Below are 15436 nucleotides of genomic sequence, written 5' to 3' on the forward strand. Positions count from 1 at the left end.
AAGCTGATTAACGGTTTTCTGCTATTGCGCAGCCCGCCTCACCTGTGAATGCAACAATAGGTCACGCTGGCGTTACAAAGCAAACATAGATCAATGCGCATCTTCCCAGTTCCTGGCCGTTCCCACCTCAACCAGCAGTGGCACATCCAGATTGGCCGCCTGCTGCATGCAATCCTGCACCAGCTTGCCAATGGCTTCGGCCTTTTCCTCCGGCACTTCCAGCACCAGTTCGTCATGCACCTGCAGCAGCAGGCACTGCTCCATGCCAATATCCTTCAAGGCGCGGTAGGTCGCCACCATCGCCATGCGCATGATATCCGCCGCCGTTCCCTGAATGGGCGCATTGATGGCCGCCCGCTACGCATTGGTGCGGATGCTGCCGTTGCGGTCATTGATGCCGGGCACATAGCAGCGGCGGCCATAGACGGTGCTGGCATAGCCCTTGGCGCGCGTATCGGCGATGGTGGCCTCCATATAATGCTTGATACCGGGATATTGCCGGAAATAGGCCTCGATGAACTCGGCGGCCTCCTTTCGGCCGATGCCGAGCCTCTCCGAAAGCCCAAAGGCACTCATGCCATAGATGATCCCGAAATTGATCATCTTGGCGTTGCGGCGCAGGTTACCGTCCACCTGCTCCAGCGGCACGTTGAATATCTGCGAGGCCGTAAGCCGGTGAATATCCTCATTTCGCTTAAACGCCTCCTTCAGCGGGCCGATATTGGCCATATGCGCCAGCAGTCGCAACTCAATCTGCGAATAATCCGCCGAAATCAGCATATACCCCGGCGCGGCGACAAATGCGCTGCGGATCGCTTTTCCATCCTCCGTGCGGATGGGAATATTCTGAAGGTTCGGGTTATTGGAACTCAACCGCCCCGTGGATGTCACCGACATGTTATAGGACGTATGCACCCGCCCCGTTTTGGGGTTGATCTGCTGCGGCAGGGCTTCCGTATAGGTGTTGCAAAGCTTGGACAATTGCCGCCATGCCACGATGTCGCTGGCAATCACATGCCCCTGCGACGCCAGATCCTCCAGAATATCCGCCCCGGTCTGATAAGCCCCGGTCTTGGTCTTCTTGCCGCCGGGAATGCCGAGCTTGTCGAACAATATCTCCCCCAGCTGCTTGGGGGATGACAGCAGGAATGTTTGCCCGGCCTGCTGATAGATGCTGCTTTCAAGCACCTGCATGCGCTTTTTAAAATCCTCTGTCAGCTCTTTCAGCCGTGCAAGGTCCACCCCCGCGCCGCGATATTCCATGGAGGTCAGAACCTCCACCAGCGGCCGTTCACAGCTTTCATAGAACCGGTTCATATGCTCGGCCTGCAGCCGCTTGTCGAACAGATGATAGAGCCGCCATGCCATGTCGGCATCCTCCGCCGCGTAGGCCAGCGCCTTATCCAGCGGCACATCGGCGAAATTCTGGCTGCCCTCGGCATTTTTAATCACCTGCTCGAACGTGATGTTCGTATGGCCGAAATGCTGCTGGCACAAATCGTCCAGCCCGTGCCGCGCGCTGATATTATCCAGCGCATACGACATCACCATCGTGTCCGCCACCGGGTGCAGATGTTCCACGCCGTAACGTTTCAGCATCAGCCAGTCATATTTCATATTATGCGCGATTTTCAGCACCGCAGGGTTTTCGAATAACGGCTTCAGCAGCGCTATGGCCTTCGCCGGTGTCAGCTGATGCACGGCGGGCTCCATTGCCAGCAGCGTGCCCTCCCCCTTTCCGCGATGGCCGACGGGGATGTAACAGGCCTCGCCTTCATCAACGGCCAGGGAAATGCCGACCAGCTCCGCTCGCATCGCATCCAGCGAGGTCGTTTCCGTATCGAACGCCACCATGCCCTTTGCCACGGCCCTGGCAATCCATTGCATCAGCGTGGCTTCATCCTGCACCAGTGTGTAATTCACCACGGCAGCGGCTGCCGAAACCGGCTGCTCCACCGCCTCTACGGCGGCCAATGTAGGCTTGGACGCAAGCGCCTGCCCCTGCATGAAGCCATTATTCGTCAATCGTGTGAGCAAGCTGTTGAAGCGGTTTTCCTTCAGGAAAGCCTCCAGATGCTCCGCCGGTTTCTCAGGCCGCTTCAGCTCCTCAAGCGGTTGCGGCAATGGCTGGATATCTGTCTTCAGCGTCACCAGCTGGTGAGAGATCCGCGCATTGTCGATATTCGCCTTCAGCGTCTCCCTCCGCTTGGGCTGCGGCACTTCATCTAGTCGGCTCAGCAGATTCTCCAGCGTGCCGAACTGGTTGATCAGCTCCGCCGCCGTTTTGGGGCCGATGCCCGGCACGCCCGGCACCGCATCCGTACTGTCACCGATCAGCGACTGCACTTCGATCACCTTGTCCGGCGCCACGCCGAACTTGTCCATTACTTCCGCCGTGCCGATAGGCTTCTGCTTCACCGGGTCATACATGCCGATATGCGATTCGGTCAGCAGCTGCATCAGGTCTTTGTCGGAGGAAACCAGCGTCACCTTCCACCCCTGTTTGGCCGCAGCGCAGGCATAGCTCGCCATCACGTCGTCCGCCTCGAAGCCTTCCAGCTCAACGGCGGGCAGGTTGAATGCCTTTGTGGCTTCCCGCACCAGCGGAAATTGGGGAATCAGCTCCGGCGGCGTCTCGGGCCGGTTGGACTTGTAGCCGGAATAAAGCTCGTTACGGAACGTGTAACGCCCGGCATCGAACACCACGGCGATATGGTCGGCATGCATGTCCGTCAGCAGTTTCACCAGCATGTTGCAGAAGCCGTAGACCGCGCCCACAGGCGTGCCATCAGCCCGCGTCAGCGGCGGCAGGGAATAGAACGCGCGGAAAATGAAACCCGACGCATCCACCAGCAGCAGGTGCGGGGCGGCGGTGGAATCGGTCTGGGGAGGTTGCGTCTGTGCCAAGGCGGTCATCTCATGCTCCGGATAGGGAACATGAGTGTAAGGACCTGCCTCTGACAAGTCACCCTAAAATCAAAACTCCATATACCCCGGCTGCTGCCGCAGAACCGGCACGCCATCCACGGGCTGCGCCTCATCCGGCGGCGTCAGCTCGGCGGAGGGCGCATTGCCACCCGGCTGGATGGGCAAGGCGGCCGCCTGTTCAACCGGCGGGGGCGCCACAGGGGCCTGCGCCATCGGCGGAGGAGAAGCAGGTTGCACCGGCACCCCGGCGGGTGGATAGGCCCCTATCGGCGGTGGCGGTGCCGGCCAGTTGGCAGGAGGGGCGCTGGAGGGTGCCGCCATCTGCATCGCATTCTGGCCGTTAAAGGTATTCGCTTGATACGGCGCCTGGTTATAAGGCGCGGGCGCATAGCCGCGCATCACCGCCTGCGGCGGCATATGTGCCTGCTGCGGCTGCATGTAAGCCTGTTGGGGCTGCACATAGGGCGGCTGCGCCATACGTGCTTCCTGCAGCTTGGTTTCCGGGCTGCCGCAACGGCGGATGCCGTAAATTTGTTTCAGATAGGCCGAGCGCTGCTCGGTCGCAGTAATCGCCTTGTCCGCATTCATGGCCGTGGAGGGATAGCGGAACGGGCTGACAAGATTGGTAAGCGAGAAGCTCCGGTTTTCCACCGCCTGATGGCGATAGGTTTCCGCTTCGTTGATTTCCATTTCAAGCTGCGAGCAGGTCAGGCCTTTATCATTATCCTTGGTAACTGGCGGGGCATAGGATTGAACCCCTTCACACGCGCATAAACTTAACAAAAGAATGAATGAACTTCCTAAAAAACCCTTTTCACGCATTGCCGCCACCATCACTGAAATCCCGGCAAACAGCCGGATGCCCACAGTTAATAGTAGCACGCGATAGGTTAATATTTCCTAAGGAATCACGCAGAAAATTAAGAATTTCCGCGAAAAATACGGTTTTTCAGGCACCTTTAGGCCAAAAACTATTCCGGTTTTTTGATCAGCGGCTTTCCGCTGAGAATATAATGCCGACTGCAATAAGGGCACGTCACCTCGCCATGCTTGGCCACATCCAGATACACCATCGGATGCCCGAGCGGCCCTTTGCCGCCATCGCAGGCAACGCTTGGGCTGTCGACATCGAAACTTTCGAAATAGGTGGTCATGCGGAACTCCCTGTTACCGGCCTGCTTATACTACAGGTAAAACGGGAGCATCAATAACGAAACACCATGTTGGTGTTTGGGCTCAACGCTAGCGAGCCCTGCCGCTTTACCGGGGCTGCCCCTGCAGGAGCAAACTGCGCCACCGCGGGCATCATCTGCGCCTCAGCCGGAGCGGCTTGCGGCACGGGCATCGTATAGGCCTGCTGTGGCGGCGCAGCCTGCGGCTGCTGCATCGCCTGCTGCGGCATCACCTGCGGCATGGCACGCATGCCGAGGTAAATATCCTCGGGTCGCGGTGCCACGGGATAGGTCGGCTGCATCGGCACCGCATAGGCATAGGGCTGCTGCGGCTGCATCACCTGCAGCGGCACCGCCCCGGCGGGGATCGGCTTTTTAATCTGCCACACACCGTCCATATGCGGCGCATCGGCCACAGCGGGCGGCTGGTCGTCTGGCTGCGCGGGCTGACCGGCCGTCGGCACAGGCATTTGCTGCGCCAGCGCCACCTGTTGCGCCGGCGTAGCCATGGGCTGGCCCGGCACCTGCACCGGCTGCTTATGGTCGATATTCACCAGTTTGCCGTTCACCATCTGCAGGGTGGCGGCCCCATTGCCACCAAATGCGCCGCGTTTTTCCGCCAGCACCGCCTTCACTAGATCCTGGCCGGAATCCTGAAACACGCGATTTTCCGCATTCGCCGCGCTCACCTCTATCGGCTTGTCATTCGGCAGCACCACCGGCCTGGTTGCCGCGTTGGCCACCTGCACGGCCGCCGCGCCATTGCGATAGGCCCAGTCGTCCCGCGCCTCACGCGGAGAAACACCGGCAAGCAATGCACGGTCATCATTACGGTTGGCCACCAGCCCATACCAGTGACGCACCACCTTATAGGCATAATCCTGCCCCAGCTCCGGCGTTTGCGAATGATAGGCCGCCACCGCCTTGCGCCAGCTTTGCGTACGGTCGTAATGGCTGCGCAGAAACTGCGCCGCATAGGCCACGTTCGCCTCGGGGTCGAACGCCCGGTCGATACTGTCAAACGCCTGGCCGTGATAGAGCAGGCTCACCTGCATGCAGCCCACATCCACGCTGCGTACGCCCTGCTTCATCCAGGACCGCACGGCCGCCACCGCTTGCTCCTTATTATCGAAATAATAGCCTTTGCCATTGGCGTTCACCGCCCACGGCCAGGGATGCACGCGCCCGTCATCGGGGCTGGACCGGCCGGATTCCGTCATGGCCACCGCCCGCAGCAGATGGTGCGGAATGGCGTTCAGCCGTTCATAGCGTGAAAACAATGCGCCGCATTGCGCCGTTTGTTCGGAAAAATCATGGGGCGCGGTAGAAGCAGCAAACGCGGCAGGCGAAACACAACTGAGCATAGCCACCAGATATAGTGGTTTCAGGCGTTTTTTTAGGTGCTTGCCTACCATACTTATGTAAACACCTGCGCAATAGGGTTTAACCGGCGGTTTTCCAAGGCAGGATACAGCTTTCGGAAGCATTTCCAACTGTTTTTGCCTCGATACCGAAACAACGCTTGAGATTAGCCTTATCAAGCACTTGTTTAGGCAGGCCTTCCGCCACCAGCCTTCCACCCTCAAACAGCAAAATATGGTGGCAAAACCGGCTGGCAAAGGCCAGATCATGACATACCACCCACAGGGTTAAGCCTTCCTTAAACAACCGCTGAAAAAGCGCCATCAACTCCAGCTGCTGCGCGGGGTCCAGGCTTGCGCAGGGTTCGTCCAGCAGCAAAAGCGCGGGCTTGCCCACCAGCGCGCGCGCCAGCATCACCCGCTGTTTCTGCCCGCCGGAAAGCTGGCCGTAACGCAGCCCGGCCCAGCTTTCCGCCTGGCACAGGGCCAATGCCTCCAGCACAAAGCGGCGCCTCTCGGCAGGCGCGATGCCGTGCATCGGCAACAGCCCAAGCGCCACCACGTCCTCAACCTTCATATCCCATGACAGCTGCGGATGCTGCGGCAGATACCCGACCAGCCCCGCCCGTTTGCGCGCCTCCATGCGCGCCCAATCGCGCCCATCGGCCTGCACCTCACCCTGCATGGGTAAGGCGCCCGCCATGGCTTTCAGCAAGGTACTTTTGCCCGCCCCGTTCGGCCCCATCAGCCCAATGATGCCCGCAGGCACTTCCGCCGATACCGGCCCCAGTGCAAACGCGCCATGACGCACCGTCACGCCCGTCAGCTTCATCTTCATGCCCGCCTCCGCAACAACAGCCACAAAAATACCGGAGCGCCGAGCAATGCCGTCACCACGCCCAAACGCATCTCACCGCTTTCCAGTGGCCACACACGCACCGCCATATCCGCCAGCCCCAGCAGCACCGCCCCCGTAAGCGCGGAGGGCAGCATCACCCGCGCCGGATGTTCCCCATACCATTGGCGCACCATCGCCGGCACCACCAGCCCCACAAAACCGATCATGCCGCTCACTGCCACCGCGCTTCCCACCACCAGCGCCGTGCCGAGCGCAAGCCGCCAGCGCATACGCGCTTCGCTCACCCCCAGGCTCGCGGCCACATCCTCACCAAGCGACAGCGCCGCCAGCGCATGGCGGCAACCGAACAACACCGCCATCCCCACTGTCAGTCCGGGTACGGCAAGCCACACATGCTGCCAGCTGCGGTTGGCAAGGCCGCCCATCAGCCAGTAGGTGATATCGGCCAGCGCAAACGGGTTCGGCGCAAGGCTGAGCAGCAACGCCACCCCGGCGCCGCACAGGCTGGATATGCCGATGCCCGCCAGCAGGAAATATTCCGCGCCACGCATGCGCCCCGCCACGGCCAGCACCAGCAGCACCGCCAGCAGCGCCCCCGCAATCGCCAGCAGCGGCACCGCCCACATAAAGCCGGAAAGATAATAGAACCCCGCCACGCCGCCCAGCGCCGCCCCGGCGCTGACGCCTGCCACGCCCGGCTCCGCCAGCGGCGTGCGCGCATACCCCTGCATGGCGGCCCCCGCCAATGCCAGCCCGGCCCCGATAACCATGGCCAGCACCACGCGCGGCAACCGCAATTCGCACAGAATGACCGCGGGGATTTCCCTGGGCGCGAAACATTCCCCCGCATGGGTCAGGTAATCCCAGTGCCAGCCACCATGCCCCGCGGCCAGCCCCAGCACGGCAACCACGCCCAGTAGCACACTCAATCGGCCCATGGCTTCCACCCCCGCTCATCGATCATGTCGGGATGCGGACACAGCACCGCATTCCCTTTGATGCCACGCATGGCAATTCCCGCATTCGCCACCGCCGGATGACGCCCCCACTCCTGTGCCAGGGACGCCCCCTCATAGCCAACCACCAGCAGCGGCTTCGGCTGTGTCAGAAATCTCTCCACATCCATGGAAGCGGGTTGCGCGTCATACCCTTCGCGCGTTAACGCCTCACCCACCCAGTTCGGCATGGCGGCATAACCCGGCTGAACATACCAGGCGGGAACGGGCCGGGCATTATTTCCCCATTTATCCTCCTTCACCCAGCGCTCCTGCCAGAGGGAGGCAAAAAACACGGCTTTTTCATCCTGCTCCAGCACATGCCCAAGCGCCATCACCATATCCGGCACGTCGGCCAGATGCTCCACAACGGGCATGGTGTAGGTGGCGATTCCAGCTTTCTTCAACATATCGGCCAGCGCGGACTGGCCGAAACTGTCCAGCACCACCAGGTCGGGCTTGAGCGCAAGCAGCGGCTCCATTTCCGCGGGCACGGTGGAATATTCCCGGAACAACCGCCAGGCCGGTGAGTAACGCGCATCCGTGGAAAGCCTGGAGAAACCCGTCTTTTGCGGCCCGTCGGCCATCACCATCACCCAGGGGTCCGCGCAAAGGCTCAAGGAAACCACGCGCGGCTTGGCCGTGGCAGGAAAAGCCACCAGCGCCAGTGTCGCAATCAAGAGAGCTTTCCACATAAACCTGTCTGTATGGCGGGCAAAATTTAAGAATGGATTAACCCGGCTATGCTAGGCTGAAATCAAGGAAAACAAGCGGATTCACACCATGCATCTGGTAACGAGTGACCTGGAAAAAATGCTTCAGGATTACCGCCTGACCACCGCCCAGATCTTCTATCACCTGCCCGATCACCCCTCCCTGCTGCAATGGTTCCTCTGGCAGCATCTCGATATCGCCCCGGATTTTCCGGAACTGAAACGCTTCCTCAATTTCTGGGAACATTCCATCGACGGCAAACTCCATTCCATCCGCGTTACGCGCTGCGATCATCTGTCACCGAGTGATTTCGTCTATGCGAATGGACAGTTCCTCATTCACTAACTAAACTCTCCCCACACGCTGGGGAGAAGACCATGCCCTTTACTATCGCCAACCTCATGTTCGCCAAAGGCAAAGGCGGGCTGGAACAGGCATTTGTCGACCATGCCGAAGCCGAGTTGCGCCAGGGCGCCCAGGTGCATGCGATTGCCGATCCCGAATGCCCGCATCTGCAGCACCTGCGCGAACTGGGCGTGAACGTGCACACCCTCCGCCAGCATGGCCCGTGGGATATCGGCGCCGCCCGTCGCCTCAAGCAATTGCTTCAGCAGATCAGGCCCGATGTTATCGTCGGCCACGGCAACCGCGCCATCGCGCTGACCACCAGCCTGCCGGTCCGCCTGCTGGCATCCATGCCCTGCCCCGTGGTCGGCGTGGCGCATAATTACCGCATCAAGCGCTTCAACCGGCTGGACGGCGCCATCGCCATCACGCGCGATCTCAAAAAACTGCTCGGCCAGAAGGGCGTGAAAGCCGACCGCCTCCACCACGCCCCCAACATGGTGCGCCTGCCGGAGCTGGATTCGCTCAGCAGCCGCCCCTGGAACAAACCACCCGTCATCGGCACCATGGGCCGCATGGTCACCAAAAAGGGCTTCCATCGCTTTCTGGAAGCGCTGTCCATGCTTGTGACCCAGGGCACGCCCTTTCATGCCCATATCGGGGGCGAAGGGCCAGAGCTGGAAAAGCTGAAAGCCCAGGCCGCCGCGTTGAAACTCGACAAGCACATCACCTGGCTCGGCTGGGTGGAGAATAAAGAGGATTTCTTTCAGAGCATCGACATTTTCTGCCTGCCCTCGCTGCATGAGCCCTTCGGCATCGTGCTGCTGGAAGCCATGAGCTATGGACTGCCGGTGGTTTCCACCAGCAGCGAAGGCCCGCGTGAGATACTCCATCACGGCAAGGACGGCCTCGTCGTCGGCCCCGACGATGCCCGCGCCCTGATGACGGCCCTCAATGATCTGCTGCAGGCCCCCGAAATGGCTGTAAAAATCGGCATGCACGCCCGCCACACGGTGGAACGCAGCTACGCCATGGATATGGTCGGCCAGCGGCTCATCACGTTGTTGAGGCAGATTGCCGACAAATAAATCGTAACATTAACATGTTAAGCTCCGTTAGGAAAAGGGAGCTTGATATGCAACTTGAATCCATCCGCTCGCTTGGTACCCGCTATAACCGTGACGCAGCCAAACACATGCGCCTGGAATTATGCAGGGATGTGGAAACCGGCAAATTTCATCTGGTGAAGGAAATGCGTAGCGCGGCGCATACCCAGAATGCCCATCTCGCGCAGGTATTGTATGAACTGGCCGGTGTTCTCACGCCTAAAATGGAAGCAACGAACCTGCCGGATAGCCATGCCCCGGCATTAGCAGCGGAATATTTGGGCGACAATATCCGGAAACTCAACATGGATTCGGTGGTATCAGGCCACGCCGATGAATTCCTGAACGGCTTTATCGTGGATTGCTGGCTAGCCAACTGGGACGTCATCGGAGGTTACAGTTCAGACGGCCCCGAAGCGGATAATATTGCCGATATGGATGGCAAAGCCTACCGGATGGACACTGGCGGCGCACTGCTGTTCCGTGGCTTCGGCGACCCGAAAGGCCCTTATTTCGGCAATGATTCAACTGAGCCGGATAATTTCCGTAACCCCAACGTCAACTGGGTGGCATCACGCTGGTTCAAATACGTAACCGATGAGCACATCAAAACCGGCATCAAAGCAATTGCTGCCATTCCCGATGAGATTATTCTTCGGGCCACACAGGCATATGGCCCCGGAAATGCCCGGGAAAAAGCCGAATTGGCCACAACCATCATAAATAGGAAAAATTTCCTTATCGAACGGTATGAGGATTTGTTTACTGCTGCGGAAAAGGATGAACTGACATCTTCAATTTCAAAGCTAGATGCCAGCTTGATAAACACGGTAATACATGATGCCAATCGCAGCATTGAAGCGGATGGGTGCATCTTGAGTGTTATCAAGCAACTAGGTCGAATGACGGGATTAGCGCAGTAGACTGAGGCTACTTCTGAATCTCCACGCCCTTCCAGAAGGCAACATAACCACGCACCTTATTGGCGGCTTCCTTGGTCTCGGGATAATACCACGCGGCGTCCGCATTGGTCTTTCCATCCACCACCAGCGTATAATAGCTGGCCGTGCCCTTCCAGCCGCACACCGTATGCGTCTCGCTCAACTGGAGATAGTCGCGCTTCACCGATTCCGGCGGAAAATACTGGTTTCCCTCCACTTCCACGCAGGCATCGCTTTCCGCAATCACCGCACCGTTCCAGATGGCCTTGACCATACGCCGCTCCTGTAAGCTAGGCCGCCTTGCTGGCCTTCTGCTTGGTGAAATACCCCTGGATGGATTCCACCCCCAGGCTCTTATCTTCCTGGATCGCGCGAACGGCGGCGATGATCGCCTTCCCGCCCGGCACCGTGGTGCTGTAGGGGATGCGCTCCATCAAGGCAGTACGGCGGATGGAATAGCTGTCCGCCACCGACTGAGGGCCTTCGGTGGTGTTGATCACCAGCTGCACCTTGCCGTCCTTCAGGTAATCCACGATATGCGGGCGGCCCTGCATCACCTTGTTGACGGGGCTCACCTCGATATTTTTGGACTGCAGAAAATCCGCCGTGCCCTGGGTGGCAATCAGATTGAATCCGAGTGAAAGCAATTCCTTGGCCATCTGCACCGCCGCAGGTTTATCGCCATCCTTCACGGAAAGGAACACCGTACCTTCCTGCGGCAGCCCGCCGCCTGCGGCCAGATGCGCCTTGGCGAACGCCCGGCCGAAATCGCGGTCGATCCCCATGCTCTCTCCGGTGGATTTCATCTCCGGCCCGAGGATCGTATCCGCATTGGCAAACCGTGCGAAGGGGAACACCGCCTCCTTCACCGCCACATGGTCAAGCTTCTTCTCTTTCAGCGCAAAGCCGGCCAGCGGCTCGCCCACCATCAGGCGCGCGGCAATTGCTGCCACAGGCACGCCGGTTGCCTTGGCCACAAACGGCACCGTGCGGCTGGCACGCGGGTTCACTTCCAGGATGTAGATCTCCTCATCCTTGATGGCGAACTGCACATTCATCAGCCCCACCACGTTCAACGCGCGGGCCAGCGCCTCGGACTGCTTCTTCACCTCATCCACCAGTCTGGCGGGCAGCGAATAAGGCGGCAGGCTGCAGGAGGAATCCCCCGAATGCACGCCCGCTTCCTCGATATGCTCCATCACACCGGCCACAAACACGTCCTTACCGTCGGCCAGCACATCCACATCCAGCTCAATGGCGTTGTTAAGGAAACTATCGAGCAATATCGGCCCGTCACCAAACAGGTTTTTCAGCTCCACCAGGTAGGATTTCAGCTGCTCGGTGGAATAAATGATGGCCATCGCGCGGCCGCCCAGCACGTAGGACGGGCGCACCACCACCGGGTATCCAATGGCATCCGCCTTGGAAATCACCTCTTCCGCGTCGCGGGCAATGCCGTTTTCCGGCTGCTTGAGTTTCAGCTTCTGCAGCAGCTGCTGGAAGCGCTCGCGGTCCTCCGCCAGATCGATCATGTCCGGGCTGGTGCCGACGATGGGAATGCCCGCACGCTCCAGATGATGCGCCAGCTTCAGCGGCGTCTGCCCACCGAACTGCACAATCACGCCGACCACCTCACCGCTTTCCTGCTCCTTGCGGATCAGCTCGATTACATCTTCCGCCGTCAGCGGCTCAAAATACAACCGGTCGGACGTGTCGTAATCGGTCGAGACCGTCTCCGGGTTGCAATTGACCATGATGGATTCATAGCCGGCCTTCTTCATGGCATAGGCCGCATGCACGCAGGCATAGTCGAATTCAATACCCTGGCCGATACGGTTCGGCCCGCCGCCAAGGATTACTACCTTCTTGCGGTCGCTTGGGCGTGATTCACACTCGGCCTCACCCGCCAGACCTTCGTAGCTGGAATACATATATGGCGTCCGCGCCTCGAATTCCGCCGCGCAGGTATCCACGCGCTTATAAACCGGGCGCACACCAAGATCATGGCGGCGGTGCATCACCGTCTCCGCCGTGCTGCCGGTCAGCTGCGCCAGGCGCGCGTCAGAAAAGCCCATCTGCTTCAAGCGCAGCAGCTCCAGCGCATCCTTTGGCAGCCCGTGCGTGCGTAACAGGGCTTCCTGTTTGATGATGCCCTCAATCTGGTGCATGAACCATGGGGAATAATGCGTGATGCGGCAAAGCTCCGTCACGCTCATGCCATCGCGCAGGGCCTGTGCGGCAATGCGCAGCCTGTTCGGCGTCGGGCGCGAAAGCGCCGCGCGGTAGGCATCCAGCTGCACCTCGCCATGCTCATTGCGCGCACCCGGCACCTCAATCTCGTTAAAGCCGGTCAAGCCCGTCTCCAGCGAACGCAGTGCCTTCTGCACACTTTCCTGGAAGTTGCGGCCCATGGCCATCGCCTCACCGACGGATTTCATCGCGCTCGTCAGCGTATCGTCCGACCCGGGGAATTTCTCAAAGGTGAACCGTGGAATCTTCGTCACCACATAATCAATCGTCGGCTCGAAGGATGCCGGCGTCACGCCCGTGATGTCGTTGGTGATCTCATCCAGCGTATAACCCACCGCCAGCATCGCCGCCACCTTGGCGATCGGGAAACCCGTGGCCTTGGATGCCAGCGCCGAGGAACGCGACACGCGCGGGTTCATCTCAATCACCACCATGCGCCCATCCGCCGGGTTGACGGCGAACTGCACGTTGGAACCGCCTGTTTCCACACCGATCTCGCGCAGGACTGCAATCGAGGCATCGCGCATGATCTGGTATTCCTTATCCGTCAGCGTCAGCGCCGGCGCAACCGTGATGCTGTCGCCCGTATGCACACCCATCGGGTCCACATTCTCAATCGAGCAGATGATGATGGCGTTGTCGTTTTTGTCGCGCACCCCCTCCATCTCGTATTCTTTCCAGCCCAGCACCGATTCATCCACCAGCACCTGGCCGATAGGCGATGCTTCCAGCCCGCTGCGGATGATCTGCTCATACTCATCGCGGTTATAGGCAATGCCGCCGCCCGCGCCGCCCATGGTGAAGCTCGGGCGGATGATGGCGGGCAGCCCCACCTGTTCCAGCACGTCCCAGCCTTCCTGCATGCTGCGGACGATGGCGTTTTTCGGGCATTCCAGCCCGATGGTCTTCATGGCCTCGTTGAACAGCTCGCGGTCCTCGGCCTTGTTGATGGCATCCAGTGAAGCGCCGATCAGCTCGACATTATGCTTCTTCAAAAAGCCGCTTTCCGCTAGCGCTTTAGCGCAGTTTAACGCCGTCTGCCCGCCCATGGTCGGCAGCAGTGCGTCCGGCTTCTCGCGCAGGATGATCTTTTCCACAAACTCCGGCAGGATGGGCTCGATATAGGTCGCATCCGCCACTTCCGGGTCGGTCATGATCGTCGCCGGGTTGGAATTCACCAATATCACCCGGTAGCCTTCCTGCCGCAGCGCCTTGCATGCCTGCGTGCCGGAATAATCGAACTCGCACGCCTGCCCGATGACGATCGGCCCCGCGCCGATGATGAGGATGCTCTTGATGTCGGTGCGTTTGGGCATGGTGTTACGCTGCTCTTATCTGTTGTTGAATCTGTGTGGCGGAGCGTTTGGCTTCGTCGAAAATAATGCCGTATTCAAACGCACCAAGCACTTCCAGTGCGGCACGGGCGGGATTATGCAGGTACAGCATGCCATCCGCCGCGCGCTTCTCAATGGCGTTCTCCACGCTCTCGTCAATGGCGGCACTGTTATCCAGCATCAGTTTGCGCAGCGTTTCATCGGAGCGGGCATTGCCAAGTTGCTCAAGCTTTTCAGCCGCCATCAGCATCGTATGCGATTCCATGCTGGCCAGGTAATACATCCATCGCAATGCCTCATTGGCATTGGCGGCTTGCCCGAGTTTTTCACGCATCACCGTTTCATAACGGTGAACGAATGCATTCTCGGAATCCCGGATACATGCGAGCAACTCGTCTTTATTCATGGTTCTTTTTCCCTGTTTTTGTATGTGCTGAAACCATCTGCACGAACTTGTCGAACAGATAGCCGCTATCATGCGGCCCCGGCGATGCCTCCGGGTGATATTGCACGGCAAACACCGGCTTGCCGGTCACTTCCAGCCCGGCGCATGTGCCGTCGAACAGGGATTTGTGCGTCACCTTCACGCCTTTGGGCAAGCTGTCGGGGTTCACCACAAAACCGTGATTCTGCGCCGTGATTTCCACGCGGCCGCTATCCAGCTGCTGAATCGGATGGTTCGCGCCGCGGTGCCCCTGCTTCATCTTCTCCGTCTTGCCGCCAAGCGCCAGACCAAGCAGCTGATGGCCCAGGCAGATGCCGAATATGGGAATGCCGCTTTCCAGCAGCTTTTTAATAATCGGCAGCGCATATTCACCCGTCGCCGCCGGGTCGCCCGGGCCGTTGGAAAGAAACACTCCGTCCGGCTTCAAGGCCAGAATCTTTTCCGCGGGATAATCGGCGGGCACCACGGTCACCTTGCAGGCACGCTCGGCGAAATGGCGAAGAATATTCATCTTCGCACCGTAATCGATGGCCACGATGTGATATTTCGGCTTTTCCTGCCTGCGATAGCCATGGTTCCATGCCCAGCGTGTTTCCGTCCAGTCCAGCGGTGCGGTGGTGGAGGCATCCTTGGCCAGCTCCATGCCGTTCAGGCTAGGGTGCTTCTTTGCCTTGTCCTTCAGTTTCTCGATGGTGGCATCATCAAACCCGCCCTTGCGGAAGGCAATCACCCCGTTGGGCGCGCCCTTCAGGCGGATGCGCCGCGTCAGCCTGCGGGTATCGATGCGGGAAATACCGGTCAGCCCGTTCGTCACCAGCCACTGATTGAAATCATCCACCGCGCGGTAATTGTCCGGCGGCGTGATGGGATCGCGCAGGATCAGGCCGGAAGCCAGCGGCTCCTTCGCCTCGATATCCTCGCCATTGGTGCCGACATTGCCGATATGGGGAAAGGTGAAGGTGATGATCTGCCCGGCATAGGATGGG

The 15436-nt window shown here is 59.7% G+C and carries 13 protein-coding genes and 1 pseudogene; 3 read left to right on the forward strand and 11 right to left on the reverse strand.

All coding sequences use genetic code 11. The annotated features are described in order from the left end of the window. Window positions 1–90: 90 nt before the first annotated feature. The 7 genes and pseudogenes from polA to GC177_04420 all read right to left on the reverse strand — a co-directional run bounded on the left by polA (window position 91) and on the right by GC177_04420 (window position 8010). Window positions 91–2916: pseudogene (gene polA, locus GC177_04390) on the reverse strand (DNA polymerase I). A gap of 60 nt (window positions 2917–2976) precedes the next feature. Continuing rightward, window positions 2977–3618, reverse strand: a complete 642-nt coding sequence (locus GC177_04395; GenBank protein ID MBI1275192.1) for a hypothetical protein — start codon at window positions 3616–3618, stop codon at window positions 2977–2979. Window positions 3619–3899: 281 nt separating this feature from the next. Beyond that, window positions 3900–4082: a zinc-finger domain-containing protein gene (locus GC177_04400; protein ID MBI1275193.1), complete on the reverse strand. Its 183-nt coding sequence runs from the start codon at window positions 4080–4082 to the stop codon at window positions 3900–3902. 50 nt (window positions 4083–4132) lie between these two features. Further along, entirely contained in the window at window positions 4133–5731 is a 1599-nt protein-coding gene (locus tag GC177_04405; GenBank protein MBI1275194.1) for a transglycosylase SLT domain-containing protein, read from the reverse strand. Further along, window positions 5544–6299 carry an ATP-binding cassette domain-containing protein gene (locus GC177_04410; GenBank protein MBI1275195.1) on the reverse strand — a complete coding sequence of 252 codons (756 nt, stop codon included), beginning with the start codon at window positions 6297–6299 and terminating at the stop codon, window positions 5544–5546. Before GC177_04410 ends, GC177_04405 begins: the two co-directional genes overlap by 188 nt. Beyond that, window positions 6296–7258, reverse strand: coding sequence for an iron chelate uptake ABC transporter family permease subunit (locus GC177_04415; protein MBI1275196.1), 963 nt, complete (start codon window positions 7256–7258; stop codon window positions 6296–6298). Before GC177_04415 ends, GC177_04410 begins: the two co-directional genes overlap by 4 nt. After that, window positions 7246–8010: an ABC transporter substrate-binding protein gene (locus GC177_04420; protein MBI1275197.1), complete on the reverse strand. Its 765-nt coding sequence runs from the start codon at window positions 8008–8010 to the stop codon at window positions 7246–7248. Before GC177_04420 ends, GC177_04415 begins: the two co-directional genes overlap by 13 nt. Window positions 8011–8098: 88 nt before the next feature. Between GC177_04420 and GC177_04425 the strand changes: the two genes are divergently transcribed. The 3 genes from GC177_04425 to GC177_04435 are packed head-to-tail and all read left to right on the forward strand — an operon-like array spanning window position 8099 to window position 10403. Next, the gene (locus GC177_04425; protein MBI1275198.1) at window positions 8099–8374 is read left to right on the forward strand and encodes a Usg family protein; all 276 of its coding nucleotides are present in this window, start codon (window positions 8099–8101) and stop codon (window positions 8372–8374) included. 32 nt (window positions 8375–8406) lie between these two features. Beyond that, entirely contained in the window at window positions 8407–9462 is a 1056-nt protein-coding gene (locus GC177_04430; protein ID MBI1275199.1) for a glycosyltransferase, read from the forward strand. A 47-nt stretch (window positions 9463–9509) separates the two neighbouring features. Continuing rightward, complete coding sequence (locus GC177_04435; GenBank protein ID MBI1275200.1) at window positions 9510–10403, forward strand: hypothetical protein; 894 nt, start codon at window positions 9510–9512, stop codon at window positions 10401–10403. Window positions 10404–10410: 7 nt separating this feature from the next. Here the strand turns inward: GC177_04435 and GC177_04440 are convergent, their stop codons facing one another. The 4 genes from GC177_04440 to carA form a co-directional block, all read right to left on the reverse strand. Further along, complete coding sequence (locus GC177_04440) at window positions 10411–10695, reverse strand: DUF427 domain-containing protein (protein MBI1275201.1); 285 nt, start codon at window positions 10693–10695, stop codon at window positions 10411–10413. Window positions 10696–10711: 16 nt separating this feature from the next. Continuing rightward, the gene (gene carB / locus GC177_04445; protein MBI1275202.1) at window positions 10712–13987 is read right to left on the reverse strand and encodes a carbamoyl-phosphate synthase large subunit; all 3276 of its coding nucleotides are present in this window, start codon (window positions 13985–13987) and stop codon (window positions 10712–10714) included. Between the two features lie 4 nt (window positions 13988–13991). Continuing rightward, window positions 13992–14411, reverse strand: a complete 420-nt coding sequence (locus tag GC177_04450) for a hypothetical protein (GenBank protein ID MBI1275203.1) — start codon at window positions 14409–14411, stop codon at window positions 13992–13994. Next, the coding region (gene carA, locus GC177_04455; GenBank protein ID MBI1275204.1) for a glutamine-hydrolyzing carbamoyl-phosphate synthase small subunit at window positions 14404–15436 on the reverse strand (1033 nt) is incomplete at its 5' end. The genes GC177_04450 and carA, both read right to left, overlap by 8 nt.

The organism is bacterium, assembly GCA_016124905.1.
Classification (GTDB): Bacteria; Pseudomonadota; Alphaproteobacteria; order Rickettsiales; family RI-342; genus RI-342.

Excerpts from the sequence above, each read along its gene's own strand:
- carB (MBI1275202.1), bottom strand. The coding sequence starts at position 13,987 with ATGCCCAAACGCACCGACATCAAGAGCATCCTCATCATCGGCGCGGGG.
- GC177_04425 (MBI1275198.1), top strand. The coding sequence starts at position 8,099 with ATGCATCTGGTAACGAGTGACCTGGAAAAAATGCTTCAGGATTACCGC.
- GC177_04435 (MBI1275200.1), top strand. The coding sequence starts at position 9,510 with ATGCAACTTGAATCCATCCGCTCGCTTGGTACCCGCTATAACCGTGAC.
- GC177_04420 (MBI1275197.1), bottom strand. The coding sequence starts at position 8,010 with ATGTGGAAAGCTCTCTTGATTGCGACACTGGCGCTGGTGGCTTTTCCT.
- GC177_04415 (MBI1275196.1), bottom strand. The coding sequence starts at position 7,258 with ATGGGCCGATTGAGTGTGCTACTGGGCGTGGTTGCCGTGCTGGGGCTG.
- GC177_04450 (MBI1275203.1), bottom strand. The coding sequence starts at position 14,411 with ATGAATAAAGACGAGTTGCTCGCATGTATCCGGGATTCCGAGAATGCA.
- GC177_04440 (MBI1275201.1), bottom strand. The coding sequence starts at position 10,695 with ATGGTCAAGGCCATCTGGAACGGTGCGGTGATTGCGGAAAGCGATGCC.
- GC177_04395 (MBI1275192.1), bottom strand. The coding sequence starts at position 3,618 with ATGGAAATCAACGAAGCGGAAACCTATCGCCATCAGGCGGTGGAAAAC.
- GC177_04400 (MBI1275193.1), bottom strand. The coding sequence starts at position 4,082 with ATGACCACCTATTTCGAAAGTTTCGATGTCGACAGCCCAAGCGTTGCC.
- GC177_04410 (MBI1275195.1), bottom strand. The coding sequence starts at position 6,299 with ATGAAGATGAAGCTGACGGGCGTGACGGTGCGTCATGGCGCGTTTGCA.
- GC177_04405 (MBI1275194.1), bottom strand. The coding sequence starts at position 5,731 with ATGATCTGGCCTTTGCCAGCCGGTTTTGCCACCATATTTTGCTGTTTG.
- GC177_04430 (MBI1275199.1), top strand. The coding sequence starts at position 8,407 with ATGCCCTTTACTATCGCCAACCTCATGTTCGCCAAAGGCAAAGGCGGG.